18 protein-coding genes, 1 tRNA gene and 2 rRNA genes are annotated in these 19,224 nt (G+C 50.5%); 12 read left to right on the forward strand and 9 right to left on the reverse strand.

Annotated features, from left to right (window positions below; genetic code table 11):
• From AC6R0L_RS01895 to AC6R0L_RS01905, 3 genes are all read left to right on the forward strand, one after another.
• Window positions 1–802: ribosomal RNA gene (locus tag AC6R0L_RS01895) — 23S ribosomal RNA — on the forward strand; the annotation flags it as partial.
• A gap of 126 nt (window positions 803–928) precedes the next feature.
• Window positions 929–1,044: ribosomal RNA gene (gene rrf, locus AC6R0L_RS01900) — 5S ribosomal RNA — on the forward strand.
• Between the two features lie 56 nt (window positions 1,045–1,100).
• A tRNA-Asp gene (locus AC6R0L_RS01905) sits at window positions 1,101–1,177 on the forward strand.
• A gap of 523 nt (window positions 1,178–1,700) precedes the next feature.
• Here the strand turns inward: AC6R0L_RS01905 and AC6R0L_RS01910 are convergent.
• From AC6R0L_RS01910 to hemC, 4 genes are read right to left on the reverse strand one after another with little or no spacing between them, the layout of a single operon-like run.
• A complete protein-coding gene (locus AC6R0L_RS01910) occupies window positions 1,701–2,879 on the reverse strand; it encodes a heme biosynthesis protein HemY (protein ID WP_500628059.1) in 1,179 nt (392 codons plus the stop codon).
• A complete protein-coding gene (locus tag AC6R0L_RS01915) occupies window positions 2,879–4,108 on the reverse strand; it encodes a uroporphyrinogen-III C-methyltransferase (protein ID WP_500628060.1) in 1,230 nt (409 codons plus the stop codon). Before AC6R0L_RS01915 ends, AC6R0L_RS01910 begins: the two co-directional genes overlap by 1 nt.
• On the reverse strand, window positions 4,108–4,854 hold the full coding sequence (locus tag AC6R0L_RS01920; RefSeq protein WP_500628061.1) for a uroporphyrinogen-III synthase: 747 nt from the start codon (window positions 4,852–4,854) through the stop codon (window positions 4,108–4,110). The genes AC6R0L_RS01915 and AC6R0L_RS01920 overlap by 1 nt, the downstream gene beginning before the upstream one ends.
• Before the next feature lie 4 nt (window positions 4,855–4,858).
• The gene (hemC, locus tag AC6R0L_RS01925; protein ID WP_334555620.1) at window positions 4,859–5,797 is read right to left on the reverse strand and encodes a hydroxymethylbilane synthase; all 939 of its coding nucleotides are present in this window, start codon (window positions 5,795–5,797) and stop codon (window positions 4,859–4,861) included.
• Window positions 5,798–6,153: 356 nt separating this feature from the next.
• Here hemC and AC6R0L_RS01930 point away from each other — a divergent pair, with 356 nt between their 5' ends.
• Complete coding sequence (locus AC6R0L_RS01930; RefSeq protein WP_487902822.1) at window positions 6,154–8,682, forward strand: class I adenylate cyclase; 2,529 nt, start codon at window positions 6,154–6,156, stop codon at window positions 8,680–8,682.
• Window positions 8,683–8,743: 61 nt separating this feature from the next.
• Here AC6R0L_RS01930 and cyaY read toward each other — a convergent pair whose 3' ends face one another.
• Window positions 8,744–9,058 (reverse strand): iron donor protein CyaY, encoded by a 315-nt coding sequence (cyaY, locus tag AC6R0L_RS01935; RefSeq protein WP_334555618.1) that lies wholly within the window; start codon window positions 9,056–9,058, stop codon window positions 8,744–8,746.
• 75 nt (window positions 9,059–9,133) lie between these two features.
• On the opposite strand from cyaY, the gene lptM reads away from it, so the two are divergent.
• From lptM to yigB, 6 genes are all read left to right on the forward strand, one after another.
• Window positions 9,134–9,250 (forward strand): LPS translocon maturation chaperone LptM, encoded by a 117-nt coding sequence (lptM, locus tag AC6R0L_RS01940; protein WP_420378243.1) that lies wholly within the window; start codon window positions 9,134–9,136, stop codon window positions 9,248–9,250.
• Between the two features lie 67 nt (window positions 9,251–9,317).
• Entirely contained in the window at window positions 9,318–10,571 is a 1,254-nt protein-coding gene (lysA, locus tag AC6R0L_RS01945) for a diaminopimelate decarboxylase (RefSeq protein WP_487902823.1), read from the forward strand.
• Between the two features lie 10 nt (window positions 10,572–10,581).
• Window positions 10,582–11,412, forward strand: coding sequence for a diaminopimelate epimerase (gene dapF / locus AC6R0L_RS01950; RefSeq protein ID WP_334555615.1), 831 nt, complete (start codon window positions 10,582–10,584; stop codon window positions 11,410–11,412).
• Window positions 11,413–11,454: 42 nt separating this feature from the next.
• Window positions 11,455–12,165, forward strand: a complete 711-nt coding sequence (locus AC6R0L_RS01955; RefSeq protein ID WP_487902824.1) for a DUF484 family protein — start codon at window positions 11,455–11,457, stop codon at window positions 12,163–12,165.
• Window positions 12,137–13,084 (forward strand): tyrosine recombinase XerC, encoded by a 948-nt coding sequence (xerC, locus tag AC6R0L_RS01960; RefSeq protein WP_500628062.1) that lies wholly within the window; start codon window positions 12,137–12,139, stop codon window positions 13,082–13,084. Before AC6R0L_RS01955 ends, xerC begins: the two co-directional genes overlap by 29 nt.
• Window positions 13,081–13,800 (forward strand): 5-amino-6-(5-phospho-D-ribitylamino)uracil phosphatase YigB, encoded by a 720-nt coding sequence (yigB, locus tag AC6R0L_RS01965; protein ID WP_487902826.1) that lies wholly within the window; start codon window positions 13,081–13,083, stop codon window positions 13,798–13,800. The genes xerC and yigB overlap by 4 nt, the downstream gene beginning before the upstream one ends.
• 36 nt (window positions 13,801–13,836) lie before the next feature.
• On the opposite strand, the gene AC6R0L_RS01970 is transcribed toward yigB, so the two are convergent.
• Window positions 13,837–14,436, reverse strand: a complete 600-nt coding sequence (locus tag AC6R0L_RS01970; RefSeq protein WP_500628063.1) for a tRNA-uridine aminocarboxypropyltransferase — start codon at window positions 14,434–14,436, stop codon at window positions 13,837–13,839.
• Window positions 14,433–15,986: a COG3650 family protein gene (locus AC6R0L_RS01975; RefSeq protein ID WP_500628064.1), complete on the reverse strand. Its 1,554-nt coding sequence runs from the start codon at window positions 15,984–15,986 to the stop codon at window positions 14,433–14,435. Before AC6R0L_RS01975 ends, AC6R0L_RS01970 begins: the two co-directional genes overlap by 4 nt.
• A gap of 38 nt (window positions 15,987–16,024) precedes the next feature.
• Between AC6R0L_RS01975 and AC6R0L_RS01980 the strand changes: the two genes are divergently transcribed.
• On the forward strand, window positions 16,025–16,498 hold the full coding sequence (locus AC6R0L_RS01980; protein ID WP_500628065.1) for an EVE domain-containing protein: 474 nt from the start codon (window positions 16,025–16,027) through the stop codon (window positions 16,496–16,498).
• Here the strand turns inward: AC6R0L_RS01980 and AC6R0L_RS01985 are convergent.
• Complete coding sequence (locus AC6R0L_RS01985; protein WP_500628066.1) at window positions 16,495–17,322, reverse strand: Cof-type HAD-IIB family hydrolase; 828 nt, start codon at window positions 17,320–17,322, stop codon at window positions 16,495–16,497. The two genes, AC6R0L_RS01980 and AC6R0L_RS01985, sit on opposite strands and share 4 nt — an antisense overlap.
• A gap of 182 nt (window positions 17,323–17,504) precedes the next feature.
• On the reverse strand, window positions 17,505–18,515 hold the full coding sequence (locus AC6R0L_RS01990) for an alpha/beta fold hydrolase (protein WP_500628067.1): 1,011 nt from the start codon (window positions 18,513–18,515) through the stop codon (window positions 17,505–17,507).
• Between the two features lie 79 nt (window positions 18,516–18,594).
• Between AC6R0L_RS01990 and rhtB the strand changes: the two genes are divergently transcribed.
• Window positions 18,595–19,212, forward strand: a complete 618-nt coding sequence (gene rhtB, locus AC6R0L_RS01995) for a homoserine/homoserine lactone efflux protein (protein WP_334555606.1) — start codon at window positions 18,595–18,597, stop codon at window positions 19,210–19,212.
• Window positions 19,213–19,224 lie beyond the last annotated feature (12 nt).

Here is a 19,224-nt window from a genome sequence, read left to right on the forward strand (position 1 = left end):
CCTACATGTGTAGGATAGGTGGGAGGCTTTGAAACTAGTACGCCAGTATTAGTGGAGCCATCCTTGAAATACCACCCTTGTATGTTTGATGTTCTAACTTAGCCCCATTATCTGGGGTGAGGACAGTGCCTGGTGGGTAGTTTGACTGGGGCGGTCTCCTCCCAAAGAGTAACGGAGGAGCACGAAGGTGGGCTAATCACGGTTGGACATCGTGAGGTTAGTGCAATGGCATAAGCCCGCTTGACTGCGAGAATGACAATTCGAGCAGGTGCGAAAGCAGGTCATAGTGATCCGGTGGTTCTGAATGGAAGGGCCATCGCTCAACGGATAAAAGGTACTCCGGGGATAACAGGCTGATACCGCCCAAGAGTTCATATCGACGGCGGTGTTTGGCACCTCGATGTCGGCTCATCACATCCTGGGGCTGAAGTCGGTCCCAAGGGTATGGCTGTTCGCCATTTAAAGTGGTACGCGAGCTGGGTTTAGAACGTCGTGAGACAGTTCGGTCCCTATCTGCCGTGGGCGTTGGAAGATTGAAGGGGGCTGCTCCTAGTACGAGAGGACCGGAGTGGACGAACCTCTGGTGTTCGGGTTGTCATGCCAATGGCATTGCCCGGTAGCTAAGTTCGGAATCGATAACCGCTGAAAGCATCTAAGCGGGAAGCGAGCCCTGAGATGAGTCTTCCCTGGCACTTTAAGTGTCCTAAAGGGTTGTTCGAGACTAGAACGTTGATAGGCAGGGTGTGTAAGCGCTGTGAGGCGTTGAGCTAACCTGTACTAATTGCCCGTGAGGCTTAACCATACAACACCCAAAGGGTTTTGATGGACTCAATAAAAGAACATTGAATGTGTAAGAACGTAAACAGCTTTCCGAATTATTAAGTTCTAGGAACTAGGCACTAGCTTCTAGAAACTTAAACAGAATTTGCTTGGCGACCATAGCGATTTGGACCCACCTGATTCCATGCCGAACTCAGAAGTGAAACGAATTAGCGCCGATGGTAGTGTGGGGCTTCCCCATGTGAGAGTAGGACATCGCCAGGCTTTGAACATTATCTATTTGAAGCAAGATTGAGATAAGACTTTAAATAGACCACTGCGGAGTGGTAGTTCAGTTGGTTAGAATACCGGCCTGTCACGCCGGGGGTCGCGGGTTCGAGTCCCGTCCACTCCGCCACTTTTTAGAAAGCCCAGTCGAAAGACTGGGCTTTTTTACGTTTAACGCTCCCGAAAGTGCTGTGCACTTTTTCGAGGGCAGGGTACCTGTCTGCTCGAGGCTTTTCTGCAGACAAGAAAAAGCCAGCACGTTGGCTGGCTTCGAGGAGAGAGCAGGCGAGATTAAAGAATGATGTCTCGCACTTTAGGGTCTTTGCGTTCTAGGTAGTGTGTCGATTTCATGCGACGAATAGTGCGGCAACGTCCACGGATTATCTAGCACCCGCTGCTCGTGCTTTTGTCATCGTGTGCACCTTCCTCCATCAAACTTGATGTCGTTGTTCAACTCGAGTCGGATACTAGCGTGAATAAAGGGCAAGCCGTTGGTCTACGATAGGCTTTCAGTATCGCGTTTACCTCGTGGCCAATAGGCTCACGTCGTTACTCAGTAACCATGCTTTAAACACTTTCTTAAGGACAAAAAAACTGGCCGTGTTGGCCAGTTTTGGTATTGGGCTAATGACCCGCTTTATTCACGGTAGAAACTAGGACTGGATAATACTCAGCGCTTTTTTCGATACTTCCTGCGCTGCCTTGTTGAGGTTTTGTTTCTCCAGTACATCTGCCAAGTATGCATAGTCGGAAACGTTAGAGCGGACAGATAAGGCTTTCTCAAGATGTTGCTGCGCTTCTTGCCACTGTTCGTTTCTCATTTGCAATTGCGCTAAAGCGCTGTGTGCTTCGGCGTTATTGGCGTCTTTACGCACCATTTCCTCTAGCAGTAGTTTGCTTGGGTGGGTGTCGGACAATTTCATCTCTGGTAGTAAGGTGATCAGTGTTGAGTTCGGGTGCTTTTTCACTGTTTCTTTAATGACGGTGAAGGCTTCGTGATCGGCGTTGCGCGCAATCAATTGTTTCACAAAACACTCTACTAGATGGGCGTCTTGCTTGAGCTTTCTCGGTAGGCTGTTCCAGTGACCAATTAGGCCTTCACTTCCTTTGTTTTCGGCGACATCAGCCAATAAGCCGCATTGCGCTCTTTGGATCAAGGTTTGTTGATCTTGTTCGCTAATCAAGCCAAGTTTGCCTAGCTGGGGCGTCAGATCAATCAGTGGCTGCCACTGTTTCAGTTCTACATAGACTTGCTTAAGTAGGTTAACGATCACCACGTTGTTGGGATGCTGGCCCTTAAGAAGATGTAAGGTTTCCAGTGCGCCAGCGTAGTTGGCCTCTCTCACCTGCTGCTTGGCACGTGTCAGCTCCACCGCTAAGGTAGAACCAGGCTGTTTACCTGCGAGCTCAAGGTAGTGATCGGCCTTTTTGTTGTCTCCGAGACCTATCGCCGCTTCTGAGGCGATAAGGTAACAAACCACAGGCATATCATGATAGTTTGCCCAGCGCGTGACCTTTTTTTCTGCGCTTTTAAAGTCGCCCTCAATCAATTTAATTAAGCCTTCATTCGTCAATCTGCGAGAGTGGCGCATTTTACGTACGCTAAAGTAATTCCAAGTGGCAGAACTGGCATAGAGCATTTTCTTAACGAGGTACTCAAGAGCAAAGAGGGCGGCCAACGTCGCAATTAAGAAAATCACTAAGGTGGTGACGCTCATTTCAATCGTGGTGTTGGCGATAGAGACTAGGACATAACCTTGTTGCCCCGAGTATTGAGTGCCGACAAACAGCCCTGCACCTAAGATGACAAAGAGGAAAATCAGTCTAAACATTATTTCTCCTCCGTAATCAATGTGGTGACTTCGCGGCGTAGGCGATCGCGAATAACGTCAGACAGCACTTCTTGTGTGTCGAGTTTTACCGGGTAATCGACTTGGATGGTTTGTTGGCCTAGCATGCCTAGGGCTTGATTGAACTCACGAACATTGTTGGCATCTTGGTTGAAGAACGCTTGAGACCAGTCACCTGCGGTGGCAAGCGCTGTGGTGTAGATCTCTTGTTGCTCGACATATACCGCTTTGATGGCGGTTTCTAGCTTCGCTTTAATGTTTTCTTTGAGATAGAAATGCTGCTCGGGAGAGAGCAGTGGGATGACATTGCCATCACGAGTTCGGAACGTAATAAAGTTCTCTGAGAACTCTTGTAACGAGGTCATCAGGTTGTCTTTCCAATCTGCCACGTCTTGCGAGACTTGACGAGCTTCCACCGCTTGCGCCTCTGGAAGAATGGCATTGGCGAGCGGTAAGCTATCGACTTGTTGCTGAAGAGCGGTAAGTCTTAGCACCAAGCCTTCTCGATCTACAAGGGGGACCCCTTTGAGTTTGGTGATGTCATTCGCCATGGATTTGCGCAGAGGTACAAGACTTGGGTCATTCAGTGCTGCGATGCGCTGGTCTGCACTTTCCATCAGTTTAGTGGCGCTGACCGCGTCGTGTTCTAAAAACAGTTTTCGTCCAGCGAGCTTGACGAGGTAGTCAGCCTCAGCCAGTAACCAATCATTGGGGCGACGGCCTTTTACGTCTGCCATCGCGAGCTGTAAGCTCTCGATGCTTTTTTGCTGCTGCTCTAGAACGGTATCTGCGCGATGGCTAAGCTCAGTGGCCTTCGATAAGATTTGCTGTTGGTTCTGATCCAACTGAGCTTGCATGGCCTGCTTGGCTTGATTGAGCTCTGATTGCAGCGCAGCGATTTGCGCTTGCTGCTGCTGATTCTTCTCTTGGATGTAAAAGGTGAGTCCGCCCCCAATCAGCACAGCAATAACGATGGCGATCGTAGCTAGCTTCACGCCGCGTTTGCCTTGTTTTTCTTCAAGCTCCCCACTTTGAGGCTGGCTATCGACTGGCGCTGTGTCGTCCGGGCTTGGCTCTGATGCGGTTTCAGGTGAAGTCACGTCCTGAGATTCAGTGTCCACCGCGCTGTTTTCCTCGGTCATCGCTGCTTTGTTTGGCGCGGTTTTGTTTTCTTCGGGTTCAACATGTCCATTGTTTTTTTTACTTGTCATTATGCTTTGTCCTGTTGTTTTGGCTGGAGAGCGGCCAGTAAGTCCGAATTAGAGGCACTAGGGGTCGTGATGACATCGACAAAGCCCCTTTGGCGTGCGTCTTGAGCGATACGCTCACTAGGAACGTATAGCGTTAATCCAAAGAGCCAGGCTTGATAGCGCTTGCCGATTTGCGAGACAAGATGTTCAAGCTGACCCGAGCTAGTAACGACTAGCTGATCAATGTGCTTATTTTGCCAGAGTGGGACGAGCAAATCTGAGCACAAAGCAATGTTTTCACGACGATAGACTTCTCGATACTCCACTAAGGCCCCTCGTGCCTGCAAGGTATCGAAAATCAAGTCTCGGCCACCGTTTCCGCGTAGGATGACAATACGCCTATTGGTGACCTCATGAAGGGGCGCAAGCGCAAGTAGATGCTCGCTATCCCCCACTTGAGGATAGTCTACGTTTTGTTGGGTTTTTGTGCTTAAGATCTGTGCAGTTTTTTGACCAACGGCAATGTATCGCGCTGAATGTGGCCAGTGTTGCTGATGTTGGCGAAGGGTTTGATCGGTAAAGTGCACCGCATGTTGGCTCACGGCAATAATGAGATCGGCGCGATGTAACGCATGTGCGATATCGCTAAGTTGTCTCCCCGGGTGAAGCGAGATGAGCGGTTGATGCTCACTCGCGACACCGAGGTGTTGCAATTGATGGCAGAGCGATTGGCCTTGCTGACCTGGCCGGGTCACCAATACTGCCATGGCATTACTCTTGTTCTGCGTACAGCTTAGTTAAAATGGTTTTGGCGCCATTATCGAGCAGTTGATTGGCAAGTGTGACTCCCAGTTGCTCCGCTTCGCTTCGAGGGCCGCTGATCTCACCACGAACGATGGTGGATCCATCCGGTTCACCGACTAAGGCTCTAAGCCAGATTTGATCGCCATCCAGCAGTGCATAACTGCCGATAGGAACTTGGCAGCCTCCCTCAAGGGTGAGGTTCATGGCGCGTTCACACAACACGCGGTCGACCGTGTCTGGGTGATTGAGAGGCTCAAGTAACGCGATTAAACGCTCGTCATCAAGGCGACATTCGATGCCGACGGCACCTTGTCCAACCGCGGGTAGGGATTGCTCTGGCTCGATGTAACTCTGAATGCGCTCTTCAAGCTTGAGTCGTTTTAAGCCAGCCGCGGCCAAAATGATCGCATCGTACTCGCCTGCATCGAGTTTAGAGAGTCGGGTGCCGACGTTGCCGCGTAGCTCTTTGATCACCAAATCGGGACGATACTCTTTTATCTGACACTGACGACGCAAACTGCATGTACCGACAACTGCGCCTTGTGGTAAATCGTCGATGTTGCTGTACTGATTCGAAACAAACGCATCGCGCGGATCTTCGCGCTCACAGATGGTGACGAGACCTAAGCCTTGGGGGAATTCCACCGGCACGTCCTTCATTGAGTGCACGGCGAGGTCCGCGCGACCTTCAAGCATCGCCACCTCCAGCTCTTTCACAAACAGTCCTTTTCCGCCGACCTTGGCGAGCGGTGTGTCTAAAATAATGTCGCCTTTCGTGACCATAGTCACCAGCTCGACTTCTAGACCAGGGTGAGCGGCTTGAAGGGCGTCTTTCACATAATGAGCCTGCCAAAGAGCAAGGGGGCTTTTGCGCGTTGCAATACGGATCGGAGTCGTTTGAGTCATGATAGAAACAGATAAACCAAATGATGGCTCCATCGTATCACTCTGAGATAAAAATGCTCAATGCAATATGAGTCCTAAGCGGCAATCCTCAATCCGTAGCAAAAAATCATCAAAAAAGTGTGATTGCAATCTCGTTTATGAGCTGCGCTATTGTTACTCATCACGTATCCGGACCACACTGTAGCGCGTAATAAAAAGAGAACGACTCGTCAGTCAAGAGACACAAAATAGTGTTGAATCGATCGTACAATTCTTTACCAGCCCAAAGAAAAGTGTTAAATTGATCACGTTTTGATAGTGCTTTAGAATAATTATTAAACACAGCACGCTGTAGATAATTAACCAAGGAACATCCCTTGCTGGCTTACACCCAATCGCTAATCCATAGACTTGATGATCTCAATCAGCAACGCATTGAACGTGCGTTAGCGCTTATGGATGCGCAGGCCCAGCATGTTTTCCATCTGATTCCTACTCTTCTGCACTACAACCATCCTTTAATTCCCGGCTACTACGCATCCAAAGTCCCCTACGGTATTCGCAATTTTGAATTGAGTGAACCTCAAAGTCAGTTTGTGTCGGACACTGAGCTTACGATCGGTCAACCGCTCGCCACCGCAGACAACCCAATGATTTTGGGTCTGTATACTATGGGCAGCACCTCTTCAATTGGCCAGAGTACCTCCAGTGATTTAGACATTTGGGTGTGCGTGTCCTCGAAGATGAGTGCTGACGAACGAGACAGCTTGACCAACAAATGTCTCTTGATCACCGAGTGGGCGCTGAGCCGTGGCGTTGAAGCCAACTTCTTCTTGATGGACGAAAGCCGTTTTCGCACCAATAAGTGTGAAGAGATGACCGGGGATAACTGCGGGTCATCGCAGCACCTGTTGTTACTCGATGAGTTTTATCGCAGTGCGGTACGTTTAGCTGGCCAAAGGCTGCTGTGGCAAATCGTGCCACCAGAAATGGAAGAGTGTTACGACGAGTACGTGACGCATCTTTGCAGCCAGAATGTTATTAACTGCTCGGAGTGGATTGATTTTGGTAAATTGAACCGTATCCCGGCAGAAGAGTACTTTGGCTCAAACCTATGGCAACTCTATAAGAGCATCGATTCGCCCTACAAATCGGTATTGAAAGCGATTTTGCTTGAGGCGTACTCGTGGGAGTATCCGCACACCCAGTTGTTGAGCCTTGATACCAAACGCCGTTTTTTCGCGCACAAGCCCGATCTCTATGGGATGGACGCGTACTATTTGATGCTTGAGAAAGTGACGCGCTATTTAGAGCGTATCGGTGATCACACCCGCTTGGATTTGGTGCGTCGTTGTTTCTATCTCAAAACCCATGAAAAACTCTCTCGCCAGCCTGGCGCAGGTTCGGTGGCTTGGCGCCGTGAAGCGCTGTCTGACATGATCCAAAAATGGGACTGGTCACCGAGCGTGATCGCTGAATTGGATGATCGCCGCAACTGGAAAGTCGAGCAAGTGAAAGTGGTACACCACGCCTTGTTAGATGCTTTGATGCAGAGTTACCGAAACCTTATCCAATTTGCACGTCGTAACGACATCACCTCTGCGATTAGCCCGCAAGATATCAGCATCTTGGCGCGTAAGTTGTACGCTGCGTTTGAGGTGTTGCCGGGTAAGGTGACGCTGCTGAATCCGCAAATTTCTCCGGATCTGCATGAGCCTGATTTGAGCTTTATTGAGGTACGCCCGGGTAGAACGAACAAAGCGGGATGGTACTTGTATAAACAGCCGTTAGAGGCTGAAAAAATCATCGGTCGTGCGCCACTTGAGCACAACGAATACTTGAGTAAATTGGTGGCTTGGTCCTTCTTTAACGGTTTGATCACGGAATCCACCCGTTTGCACTCTGTGATTCGTGATGCCGAGTTGGACATCGATAAGTTCTACCAAATGGTCAGTGATCTACGCAATACCTTCTCACTGCGCAAGCGTCGCCCTACGATGCAGGCGTTGGCGAGTCCGTGTGAGATCAGCCAGTTGGCCATGTTCATCAACTTTGAAAGTGACCCGACCTCAGAGCTGAGCGGCCGTGCGCTGAAGTTGGATCAAAAGAGCACAGACATCTTTAGCTTTGGCCCTGACCAAACCTGTCTTGTGGGTAGCGTGGACTTGGTCTATCGCAACTCATGGCATGAAGTGCGTACCTTGCACTTCAAAGGGGAGACCGCTATGTTGGATGCGCTCAAAACGGTACTTGGTAAGATGCACCAAGATGCGTTGCCACCGGAGTCGGTGGATGTGTTCTGCTACAGCAAGAACTTGCGCGGTGTGATGCGCAACATGGTCTACCAGTTATTGGCCGAATGCATTGATTTGCGTTTGAAGCCGGTTGAGCAAGAAAAACGTCGTCGTTTCAAAGCGCTTAAGATTGGTCAACAGACCTATGGCTTGTTCTTTGAACGCCGTGGGGTGTCAGTGCAAATGCTGGAAAACTCAGTCGATTTCTATCGCAGCATTTCAACCAACAAACTGAAAGGCTCGCCCTTATTGATGCTCGATAAAGAGCAAGATTATCAAATGCCAGAGGTCATTGATGGTTTTGCCAGTGAAGGTTTGATTCAGTTCTTCTTTGAAGACACAGACAAAGGCTTCAACATCTATGTGCTGGATGAGTCAAACCAAGTTGAGGTGTATCACCAATTTAGCGGTGAAAAAGATGAGATGATCGCGAGCGTCAATGGTTTCTACTCGTCCGTCAAAACCGAAAGCGAATTGGCGTCTAAATTCATTAACTTCAATTTGCCGCAGTATTATCAAATCGTGCATCCTGAAGAGGGCGACTCTTACATCGTCCCTTATCGCAATGATGGCTCAAACTACTCCAAGCCAAGCCGAGTTGTGAATGCTTGAACCCGCAAAGTAAAGAGATAAAAAAAGAGCACCGCGTGCTCTTTTTTTGATTCTGAATGGGTTAAACCCAGTCAATCTCTTCATTGGCGTGCTTTTCACACTCTTCTTTGACCATGGCGATCAACTCTTTGCCAGTTTTTGAGCAGATCCACTGCTGCTCGACCAAGGAGAAATGGAAACCACCGGATTTCGATGCGAGCCAGATTTCTTTCATCGGCTCTTGTCGGTTAATGATGATCTGGCTGCGATCGTCAAATTCCAGTGTCATCACGTTACCTGTGACCTCGTAGTCGATGTCCGCGCCTGAGTCATCAATCATTTCTTCAATGATTTGCATTTGAACATCCACCAACTGATGAAATTCAGTCTCGTTCATCCTATCTATCCTATTGCTTTTCTTGGTTGTGGTGCGATTATAGGGGGCATTGAACAAATAATCACGATAGAACCCATGAAAAAATCAATCCTTGCTCTGTTTCTTCTTTCAGTGTTAGGTCTGGCAGGATGTGGTCAGACGGGCGGTTTGTACATGCCAGAAGAGACGCAAACGAACGAGCAATCCTCCTAATCGCCACGCGTCCATCGCCATTAACGGTGTTCATCGCAATTAAAACGACTATTTAAGGGAAAGTACTTTGGATTACTTCAATTATCAGGACGATGGCCAGCTCTGGGCCGAAAACGTACCGCTTAGTGATGTGGCTGAGCAGTTTGGTACGCCACTTTATGTCTACTCTCGAGCGACGTTAGAGCGCCATTGGAATGCCTTCGACAAATCGGTGGGTGAGCACCCTCATCTAGTATGTTACGCCGTGAAAGCGAACTCCAACCTTGGGGTATTGAATACGTTGGCGCGTCTAGGATCGGGTTTTGATATTGTTTCTGGTGGAGAATTGGAGCGCGTGATTGCTGCCGGTGGCGATCCGAGCAAGGTGGTCTTTTCTGGTGTGGGCAAAACGGCACAAGAGATGAAACGCGCACTTGAGCTTGGCATTAAGTGTTTTAACGTTGAGTCTGAGCCGGAACTTGAGCGCTTGAACCAAGTCGCCGCCGAGATGGGGGTGAAAGCGCCTATTTCACTGCGCATTAACCCGGATGTGGATGCGAATACCCACCCTTACATTTCAACAGGTCTGCGTGACAACAAGTTTGGTATTGCGTTTGAACGCGCTCCGGATGTCTACAAGTTTGCGCAAAGCTTGAGCAACCTGGAGATCAAAGGTATCGATTGTCACATTGGTTCACAGCTGACACACATCGACCCATTTATCGACGCGACCGATCGCCTGCTGGCATTGATCGATGACTTAAAAGCTCAAGGCATCAACATTGCGCACCTCGATGTCGGTGGTGGTTTAGGGGTCGTCTACCGTGATGAGTTACCACCGCAGCCTTCGGAGTACGCCAAAGCGCTACTTGGTCGCTTGGACAATCATCAAGATTTGGAGCTGATTTTTGAGCCAGGTCGTGCGATTGCCGCGAACGCGGGTGTCTTGCTCACCAAGGTCGAGTTTTTGAAGCACACGGAGCACAAAAACTTTGCCATTATTGACGCGGCGATGAACGATTTGATGCGCCCTGCGCTATACCAAGCGTGGCAAAACATCGTTCCAGTGAAACCTCGCGAAGGGGAAGCGGTGACCTACGATTTGGTCGGACCTATCTGTGAAACCGGTGATTTCTTAGGTAAAGATCGCGCCTTGGTGCTGAAAGAGAACGACCTGCTTGCGGTGCGTTCTGCCGGTGCATATGGCTTTGTGATGTCATCCAACTACAACACTCGCGCTCGTGTGGCGGAAGTGATGGTTGATGGTGATAAGCTGCATTTGGTTCGCCAGCGTGAAGAGCTGTCCAGTTTGTGGGCGCTAGAAAATATTCTTCCGGAGTAATGAAAGGGTTATGCATTTTCACTTTTCCAAGATGCACGGTTTAGGCAACGACTTTATGGTCGTTGACTGTATTACCCAAAACATCTTTTTCTCACCGGATCTGATCCGCCGTTTGGCGGATCGACATACTGGCGTGGGCTTTGACCAACTGTTGGTGGTCGAAGCGCCGTACGATCCAGAAACCGATTTTCACTACCGAATTTTCAATGCCGATGGCAGTGAGGTTGAGCAGTGCGGTAACGGCGCTCGTTGCTTTGCGCGTTTTGTCCGCATGAAAGGTTTGACCAACAAGTACAGCATCAGTGTCAGCACCAAGAAAGGTAAGATGGTCCTCAATATTGAAGAGGACGATCAAGTGACGGTCAACATGGGCGTGCCAGAGTTTGAGCCGAGCAAGATCCCTTTTAAAGCCAAGCAAACCGAGAAAACGTACATCTTACGCGCCGCAGATAAAACGCTATTTTGTGGAGCGGTGAGCATGGGTAACCCTCATGTTGTGACGGTTGTCGATGACGTTCAAACCGCAGATGTGGATAATCTAGGCCCGCTGCTGGAGTCGCACGAGCGCTTTCCTGAACGCGTGAACGCTGGCTTTATGCAAGTGGTTAATCGCCAAGCGATCAACCTACGTGTGTACGAGCGTGGCGCTGGGGAAACGCAGGCGTGCGGCAGTGGCGCATGTGGCGCGGTGGCCGTCGGTATCGTCCAAGGCTTATTGGATGAGAATGTCAAAGTCTCTCTGCCCGGTGGCGAGCTCAACATTCGCTGGAAGGGGCCAGGTAAACCGCTTTACATGACAGGCCCAGCCACACATGTGTTTGACGGCCAGCTGAGCTGCTAGCTCAATCCACACCTCGATAGATAACAAGTAAAGGGATGAATTGTGTCTCAAATTGAAGCGGACGCACTGACCGCGGAAGTGGTTGCCGAGTACCTCAGTGACAACCCGGATTTTTTCGCCCAGCGTCAAGCGCTGGTGGACAGATTGGCTTTGCCTCACCAAGAGCAAGGCGCTGTCTCTCTCGTCCACGTTCAGCTGAACCGCCAACGTCAGCGTATTGAAGAGCTTGAAGAAGAGATCACGACATTGATGTCGCTGGCGAAAAATAACGATCGTACTTTCCATGAATTTATGGAGCTGCAAGAGCATATTCTGCGCAGCGATAGCTTAAGCTCGGTGCTCAAATCGATCGAAGACATGGCGATATCTCTGGGCTTAGTGGCGTATATTCGTTTGGTGGGTGTGCAGGGCGGACAGGATAAGTATCGCCTGAGCAAAGAGAGCTATCAACGCTTTGCCACCAACCACCTGAATGGTAAGAGTGCCTATCTTGGCCGTATGCGTTCGTGCGATCGTGAACTTTTGTTTGGGCCGCATAGCCCAGCGCCGGAAATGGGATCTTACGTGGTGATGCCACTGAATAAGACCTCCCTCCAAGGTATCTTGGCCTTTTCCAGCTCCGACGGTGGCCATTTTCAGCCACACATGGATACTCTCTTTTTGCGCCATCTGGCGCTCGTCCTTTCTCACCTGATTGATACCCTGCCTTGGCAGGCGCAAGATAATGAGCGACGCTCCACCACCTCTGCCTAATGGTTTGCAGCAGCCCTTACTACGCTTCTACGATTATTTAAGAAGTGAAAAAGGGCTGAGTTTGCATACTCAACGCAACTACAAACAGCAACTGGAAACCATGGCTGCGCACCTAGCGAGTTTGGGTATAAAAAAGTGGACCCAAGTGGACGCGGGTTGGGTTAGACAGGTGGCCGGTAAAGCAATGCGTGAAGGAATGAAAGGAAGCAGTATTGCGACACGTCTTTCTTGTTTGCGTAGCTTTTTTGACTTTTTAGTGCTGAGAGGTGATCTTGCGGCGAATCCAGCCAAAGGCGTCTCTGCGCCGCGCAAACAGCGGCCACTGCCTAAGAACCTTGATGTCGATGAAGTGGGGCAGCTGCTTGAAGTCAATGAAGATGATCCGTTGGCGATACGCGATCGCGCCATGATGGAGCTGATGTATGGTGCTGGCTTACGTTTGGCTGAAATGATCGCCGTGAATGTCAAAGACGTGGGTCTTTCGGACGGTGAAATTCGCGTCGTCGGTAAGGGAGACAAAGAGCGAAAAGTGCCGTTTTCGGGCATGGCTGCCGATTGGGTGGCGAAATGGCTCAAAGTGCGCGGACATTTAGCGCATCCCGATGAGCCTGGGTTATTTGTCTCTAAGCTGGGTGGTCGAATTTCTCATCGCAGCGTACAAAAACGCATGGCGGAGTGGGGGCAGAAGCAGGCCATTGCCAGTCATGTCAGTCCGCATAAATTGCGTCACTCGTTTGCGACGCATGTGCTGGAGTCGAGCAACAATTTGCGTGCCGTGCAGGAGCTCTTGGGACACGAAAACATTTCCACCACCCAAATCTATACGCACCTCGATTTTCAGCACTTGGCGCAGGTCTATGACCAAGCACACCCAAGAGCGCGAAAAAAGGGCAGGCCGAAAAAAGAGGAGGATGAGTGAAATTTTATCGCCATCTCAAACCCATCAAGGCGATGACGTTCGATCTTGATGACACCCTGTATGACAATTGGCCGATCATTCGTACCTTAGAAGCGCGTATGGTCGAGTGGCTACACCATCACCACCCCGCCAGCGCGACGGTGCCACTGAGCTGGTGGCAGAGCCACAAGCGACGCTTGGCAGAGCGCGATCCTTGGTTGCCTAATGATGTCACCAAGTGGCGCTTTCAGCAGATAGAGAGTGGCTTGGTGAGACTAGGTTATGACGAGCAACAAGCGCACAGCGCTGCTTCGAGCGCGATTGAGGAAGTGCTGAGACTGCGCAGTGACTTTAGTGTGCCAGAAGAGACCCATCGTGTGTTAACTCGGCTAGCAGCGCAGATGCCGCTGGTGGCCATCACCAATGGTAACGTTGATGTCGAACGAATCGGTTTAGCGGCGTATTTCACCCTGACGCTCAAAGCGGGGCCGGATGGCTACGCAAAACCGCATGGCGAAATGTTTCGCAAAGCGGCGCAGCATTTGGCGCTGGATGCCGGTAGCATTCTTCATGTCGGCGATCATCTCAATAGCGATGTGCAAGGGGCAAAAGCCAGTGGTTTTCAAGCGTGCTGGTTTAATGATACCGCTATCAGCCCAAGACAGGCTCGACATGCGCGGGTGCTGCCTGATGTAGAAATTAACCAATTGTCGGATTTGCTGTTACTGACCGATTAGTGTCACTGTTGTTTCAGTGCTCAAGTGCTCAAGTGCTCAAGTGCGCAATGCATGGCCACTTTTATCCGCTTGAAAGGCCGCTAAGTAATAGCTGAAAAACTCTCTCATGCGCGTTGCCTCTTGGGGGGCACCTAACGCGTGCACGATCTCAGCGCCCACCTCATAGGTGCACAGGTGCCCCTTCGCTTGATTGCGTCGCAAGTCGTAGAGAGAAGCGGCTTGAGGCGAGAGCTGCACACAAGACAGTGAAGCGAGCCACGCACTCTTATTGAGCATTTTGCGCGCTTCTTGCCACGTGCCATCCAGCACAATAAACAGTGGCGTTGCACAGTGTGTATCAGCGTCGGCGCTCGCTTGCTGAGGCGTTAGGCTTTGCTCACCTGGGTAAAGCAAAAACGGCCGATAGCGTGGGTTTTGCATCAGGGTTAGCAAGGTATCGCAAGGTGAGGTTCGTTGCCACGTATGCACGCTACACGTTGACAGAGTGTGACTGAGCAGCCCTCCGGTATTGGTATCGCGCTGCTGCTCGTTTGGGTGCGTCAGCAGGGCGATGTGGGCGTTTAATTCAACGTGTGGTTGACGAACGCACACACATTGATGTCGCAGTTTACATCGCGGGCAAGGGGTACTACTCATTTTAGTATTAGCCCTTCTTGATGTGGCGTGACCCCATCGGAGAAAAGCTGCACTGGGCTGAGCTCATCGTAATTGGCGACAGGTTCAACGCTGGGGTTAAGCGGGTAGCTGATGCCATTGTGACGCAACACGTGTTGATTAGGTACGGCACCGCCGCCACTGACGAACATCACCAAATCTTGCCATTGACCATGGGCCTGAGTGCCGAGGTTAAATGGGGTTTGCACTAAGGTGATTTTACTGTTGAATCGCCACGCTTGTTGGTGCTGTTCAAAAATCAGCAGTGTACAGCCGCCAGAGCCACACCAGTCCAGTTGTGCCAGAAGTTCCGGTTGACCATCACCATTGAGATCATAGGTCAGCCAGCGGTATTTTGTCCCGTTTGGATCGGTATTGTGCATGGAGAAATAGTCGCGAAGTGCTTTATCGACCTGTGCATCAAACTGGGCTGAAGAAGGAATATCATCGCCTTGCGGTAGGCGGGTGAGGCTAGAGGCCGCCGCAGCGGACTGCGCGCCCGTTTGCGTCAACGCCACCTTGGCTTTGTATAACGTTAGCCCACCATCATTAATGACATAAATTACGTCGCCAACACGCTCTTTCTTCGCATTCAACTGATGACCATCACGAGTAAAGATACGCTCTGAGAGCAACGGTTGCTGCTGAAGGTGAGTCATCACCACTTGCACCTGATCAGGATTAATCTGCTGCCAAAAGCCGTGTTCCACCGAATCGCCATCACCATTGTTATAGGCGTAGGTCGTCATGGCGGTATGGTCAGGGTTGAGTGCCATGGTCACGGTGAAGTGCTGTGCTTTGGTCGAGGCCGCGTGATAGTCATCAACCCAGTGTTGGGTGTTGTCTTGGTTAGCAAGCGTGGCGCAGCCTTGATACTGCTTATCACCGATCGTTAGGGTGGAGGTCCAACCATACAGGCTGTCACTCATGCCATCGACGCAACTGCGTTGATTGAGTTCGAGTGAGCCATCTTGCCAACTGTAACGGCGACGGGTTTGTTCAAGACGCTTGCGCTCGACGGTGAAGGATTGCGCTTCAAACCCCATGCGCTGAAAGACCAATTGGTCTGACTCAAAATGGGCAGACCAAGACGGCTCATTACCAAACGCCCGGGTCGGTTTTAGCGCTTGTTGACAGCGTTTAGGATTTTCAGCGCTAAGAAGGTTAATGCTCTCAACCACAAACTTGGCGGCGTAATTGGCCGCAAACCCTTGTTGCCCTGTGGGCTCTAGGTGACCGACGATTTCACCATACAAAGGGCTGTACGGTGAGCGCACCAGTTTCATGCCTTGGGCAAATCGGTCATTGGAGAGATCCAGCCAGTACTGCTGATTGCTGCCGCAAGGGGTGAGGCTGCGTACTTCGTGGCCGAGCACCACTTCACCGCGTAGCATGAAGGTTTGGGTAGGTGTGGGCGTTTCGCTATCGAGCGTCACATGCGCAGGTTGTACACTGCTGGGTGATGGCTGAGAACTGCACGCTTGTAACAACAATATGATGGATAGAGCGACTGGGTTTCGAAGCGCCTTCATGCTATATCTTCCTTAGCGTAAACGTAATGGATTTTATTATGGCATATTGGTTATTTAAAACTGAACCAGACACCTTCTCTATTGACACTCTTCGTACACAAAAGGTGTCGTGTTGGGAAGGTGTTCGCAATTATCAAGCGCGAAATATGATGCGTGATGAGGTGAAGCTGGGCGATTTGGTGATGATTTACCACAGCTCGTGTAAGAAAGTCGGCGTTGCGGGGATTGCGAAGGTCGTCAAAGAGGCGTACCCCGATCACTTTGCTCACGACCCACAAAGCGACTATTTTGATGCGAAATCGAGCCCAGACAATCCGCGCTGGTTTATGGTCGATATTGAATTTGTGCGCAAAACCGATCGCTTAATTTCGCTTGCGACGATGAAAGCCATGCCTGAGCTGGAAGCGATGCCCCTAGTGAAAAAGGGCAATCGCTTGTCGATCATGCCGGTCACGGAATCTCAATGGCAGGCTATTTTAGCCCGAGAGTCTCGGGCTGACGGGAGCGCTTAAAATAGGTGGTCGTGCAAGTAATGCGCGACGGCATCGTCTGCGTTGCTGCCGATCACTTCGTTATTAGGCAGCGCGTTTTTCACTTTCTGGTGAGAGGTCGCCATGAGCAATCCCTTGCCTGCCATTGAGAGCATTTCCACGTCGTTCATGCCATCACCAAAGGCGATGCAGTTGTCGAGTGTCAGGTTAAGTGACTCGGCCACCACTTTCAGCGCTTCGCCTTTTGATACTTCTGCTGCCATCACTTCCAGACACCAAGGGGTGGAGAAAGCAATACTTAGGCTATCGCCGAATTTGGCGCGAAGTTGGGTTTCAAATTCCACCAAGCGGTCATGATCTTTCTCTGGGTGGGTACAGAAAATCTTGGCAATGCCCTCGGTTGGCGCGGCATTGGCGCTAAAACGTTGATAACCAAAGCCGGATTCACTGTGGAACTTGGCCAACTCTTCGTCGTCGCGATCAAGCAACCACTCCTCATTACGGTACATGTGGATAAAGAGGTTGGGATCTTGCTTGATCACATCGATCACGGCTTGCACCTGATCACTGGGAATATTTTTGCTGTACATCAACTGATCATGCTGATCGTGAACACGCGCGCCATTTGAGGTGATCATGTACGCTGGGATGCCAGCAATTTCACGAATGCCCGCGACATCAACATGGTGGCGTCCAGTGGCGAAGATAAAGGTGTAACCTTTGGCGTGTAGGTCCTTCAATGTTTGTTTGGAGAACGCGCTCAGCTGGTGGTTGGGTGCCAGTAGCGTGCCATCGAGATCAGAAGCGACAATGCGAAAAGGCGTGTCGGTACGTGTGTCGGTCATATCACCCTCTTAATGATTGGTTGCCGTGTGCCATATAGGAGGGCCAACATGTTGTTGGCCAATGGGCAAGAGTGGTTATTCTACGTCATGCATGGCAAGAAAAAGAGGGTAATTTTCTCTGTTGCCCTTTTCCTGTTTTCACACTGCCCATTGACCTGTTTCTGAGAGAGCGCATTGCGAGCTTACACGCTGCCATGTTGGTCAAAGAAGGCCAAAATCTCATCTAGGGTGCGGTTGCGGTATTCGTCGCGTTCAAACAGCAGTTCATGGCGCGCTCCGTCAATGGTCACCAGTTTGCTGCGAGGGTTGGTTTTGATGAGTTTACGAGCGAGCTGAGTTTGCGCGTCGTTGGCGACAATCTGATCGTCACCCGCCTGCAAAATCAGCAGCGGAGTTTTCAGGTGGCGGGTCATCAACAAACACTGTTTGCACGCCATTAAACTCTGCCAGACCCAGCGGGTGCTGGCGCCGCCAATTCTCAGTTGTGGCATCTCATCGTAGAGATTACGAAACCACTGGTAGCGCGCCTCACTTTGGCTGAGAAAGTTGCCCTCAAACGGTTTGGGATAATACGCCACTTGGCCGGGGGCAAATCTAGGAGTGGGGTAGACGGCGGTGAGGAACTGGCCAATCATGGGCGCGAAAGGCTTGAGGTAGGGCGCAATATTGACGCCAAACATCGGCGCGCTCAGCGCGGCGGCGTGGAAAAAGGCCTCTTTGTTCTCAATACCTTGGGTCTGTAAGTAACGTGTCACCACATTGCCACCCATTGAGTGGCCGAGAATAAAGCGCTCGTTATAACGCTCTAAGTTAAAGTGCGTCACCATTCTATCCAAATCAAGGACGTAGTCGTCAAACTCCTGCACGAAGCCCATCTCAGTGTCATCGATTAACCGGTCTGACAACCCCTGCCCGCGGTGATCGTAAGAGTAAACATCAAAGCCTTGCTGATAGAGATCGTAAAACAGCTCTTGGTATTTGATTGCGCACTCAATGCGACCATTCACCACCACCACGGCTTTGTTGTGATGCTCTGACGTCAATGCGGCCCAATAGAGCTTCTTTTTATCGCGCATGGCCAGGTAGCCTTCTTGGCGGCTCTGCCATAATTGCGCAATATCGGCATGGATCGCTTGCTCAAAATTTGTCTCTTGAGTATAACGAGGTCTGATGGGTGAAGGAGAAGGATTCATGGTATGGAGACCTATTGCTGCACCAAAGTAGAAACTCAATTATGTTGGGCAAACGCACGTTAGTCGAGAGGAAAACAAAATGGATATGCACTTATGGTTGGCTTATGTGCTGACGGCGATTGTGTTTAGCTTAGCCCCTGGCTCAGGCACAGTGAACTCGATCAGTAATGGTCTTAGCTATGGCACGCGTAAGTCACTTGCGGCCATTGCGGGCTTGCAGCTTGGCCTCGCCATCCATATCACCTTAGTTGGGGCGGGCATTGGTGCGATTGTCGCTCAGTCTGCTCTGGCGTTTAGCATCATCAAATGGGTTGGTGTGGTATATCTGGTGTGGCTAGGCATTCAAAAATGGCGTGATAAATCAACGCTTGCCACTGCCGAGGTCAGCGCGGCACTGACCAGTGGCCAGCTGCTTCGCAATGCCACTTTGATTAATCTCACCAATCCTAAATCTATCGTGTTTTTGGTCGCTTTGTTTCCTCAGTTTATCGATCCTAAGGGCGATCAGCTGACTCAGCTGTTGGTGTTGGGGGCGACGACAGTAGTGATCGATTCTGTCGTGATGCTGGGATACACCAGTTTGGCAGCTCAAATGGGAAAATTTATTCGTTCCGGTCATGTTATGAGTAAAATCAATAAGCTATTTGGTTCCATGTTTGTCGGTTGTGGGGCATTATTGGCCACTGCCAAAGCATAATGGACACCCGTT

The organism is Vibrio sp. R15-SG3-ISO1A, from assembly GCF_059833955.1.

Bases quoted from the DNA above. Each gene is read 5' to 3' on its own strand.
- AC6R0L_RS01975 (WP_500628064.1), bottom strand. From the start codon at position 15,986: ATGAAGGCGCTTCGAAACCCAGTCGCTCTATCCATCATATTGTTGTTA.
- AC6R0L_RS01985 (WP_500628066.1), bottom strand. From the start codon at position 17,322: ATGACCGACACACGTACCGACACGCCTTTTCGCATTGTCGCTTCTGAT.
- xerC (WP_500628062.1), top strand. From the start codon at position 12,137: ATGAGCGACGCTCCACCACCTCTGCCTAATGGTTTGCAGCAGCCCTTA.
- AC6R0L_RS01980 (WP_500628065.1), top strand. From the start codon at position 16,025: ATGGCATATTGGTTATTTAAAACTGAACCAGACACCTTCTCTATTGAC.
- lptM (WP_420378243.1), top strand. From the start codon at position 9,134: ATGAAAAAATCAATCCTTGCTCTGTTTCTTCTTTCAGTGTTAGGTCTG.
- AC6R0L_RS01920 (WP_500628061.1), bottom strand. From the start codon at position 4,854: ATGGCAGTATTGGTGACCCGGCCAGGTCAGCAAGGCCAATCGCTCTGC.
- AC6R0L_RS01990 (WP_500628067.1), bottom strand. From the start codon at position 18,515: ATGAATCCTTCTCCTTCACCCATCAGACCTCGTTATACTCAAGAGACA.
- cyaY (WP_334555618.1), bottom strand. From the start codon at position 9,058: ATGAACGAGACTGAATTTCATCAGTTGGTGGATGTTCAAATGCAAATC.
- AC6R0L_RS01970 (WP_500628063.1), bottom strand. From the start codon at position 14,436: ATGAGTAGTACCCCTTGCCCGCGATGTAAACTGCGACATCAATGTGTG.
- dapF (WP_334555615.1), top strand. From the start codon at position 10,582: ATGCATTTTCACTTTTCCAAGATGCACGGTTTAGGCAACGACTTTATG.
- rhtB (WP_334555606.1), top strand. From the start codon at position 18,595: ATGGATATGCACTTATGGTTGGCTTATGTGCTGACGGCGATTGTGTTT.
- AC6R0L_RS01910 (WP_500628059.1), bottom strand. From the start codon at position 2,879: ATGTTTAGACTGATTTTCCTCTTTGTCATCTTAGGTGCAGGGCTGTTT.
- AC6R0L_RS01915 (WP_500628060.1), bottom strand. From the start codon at position 4,108: ATGACAAGTAAAAAAAACAATGGACATGTTGAACCCGAAGAAAACAAA.
- hemC (WP_334555620.1), bottom strand. From the start codon at position 5,797: ATGACTCAAACGACTCCGATCCGTATTGCAACGCGCAAAAGCCCCCTT.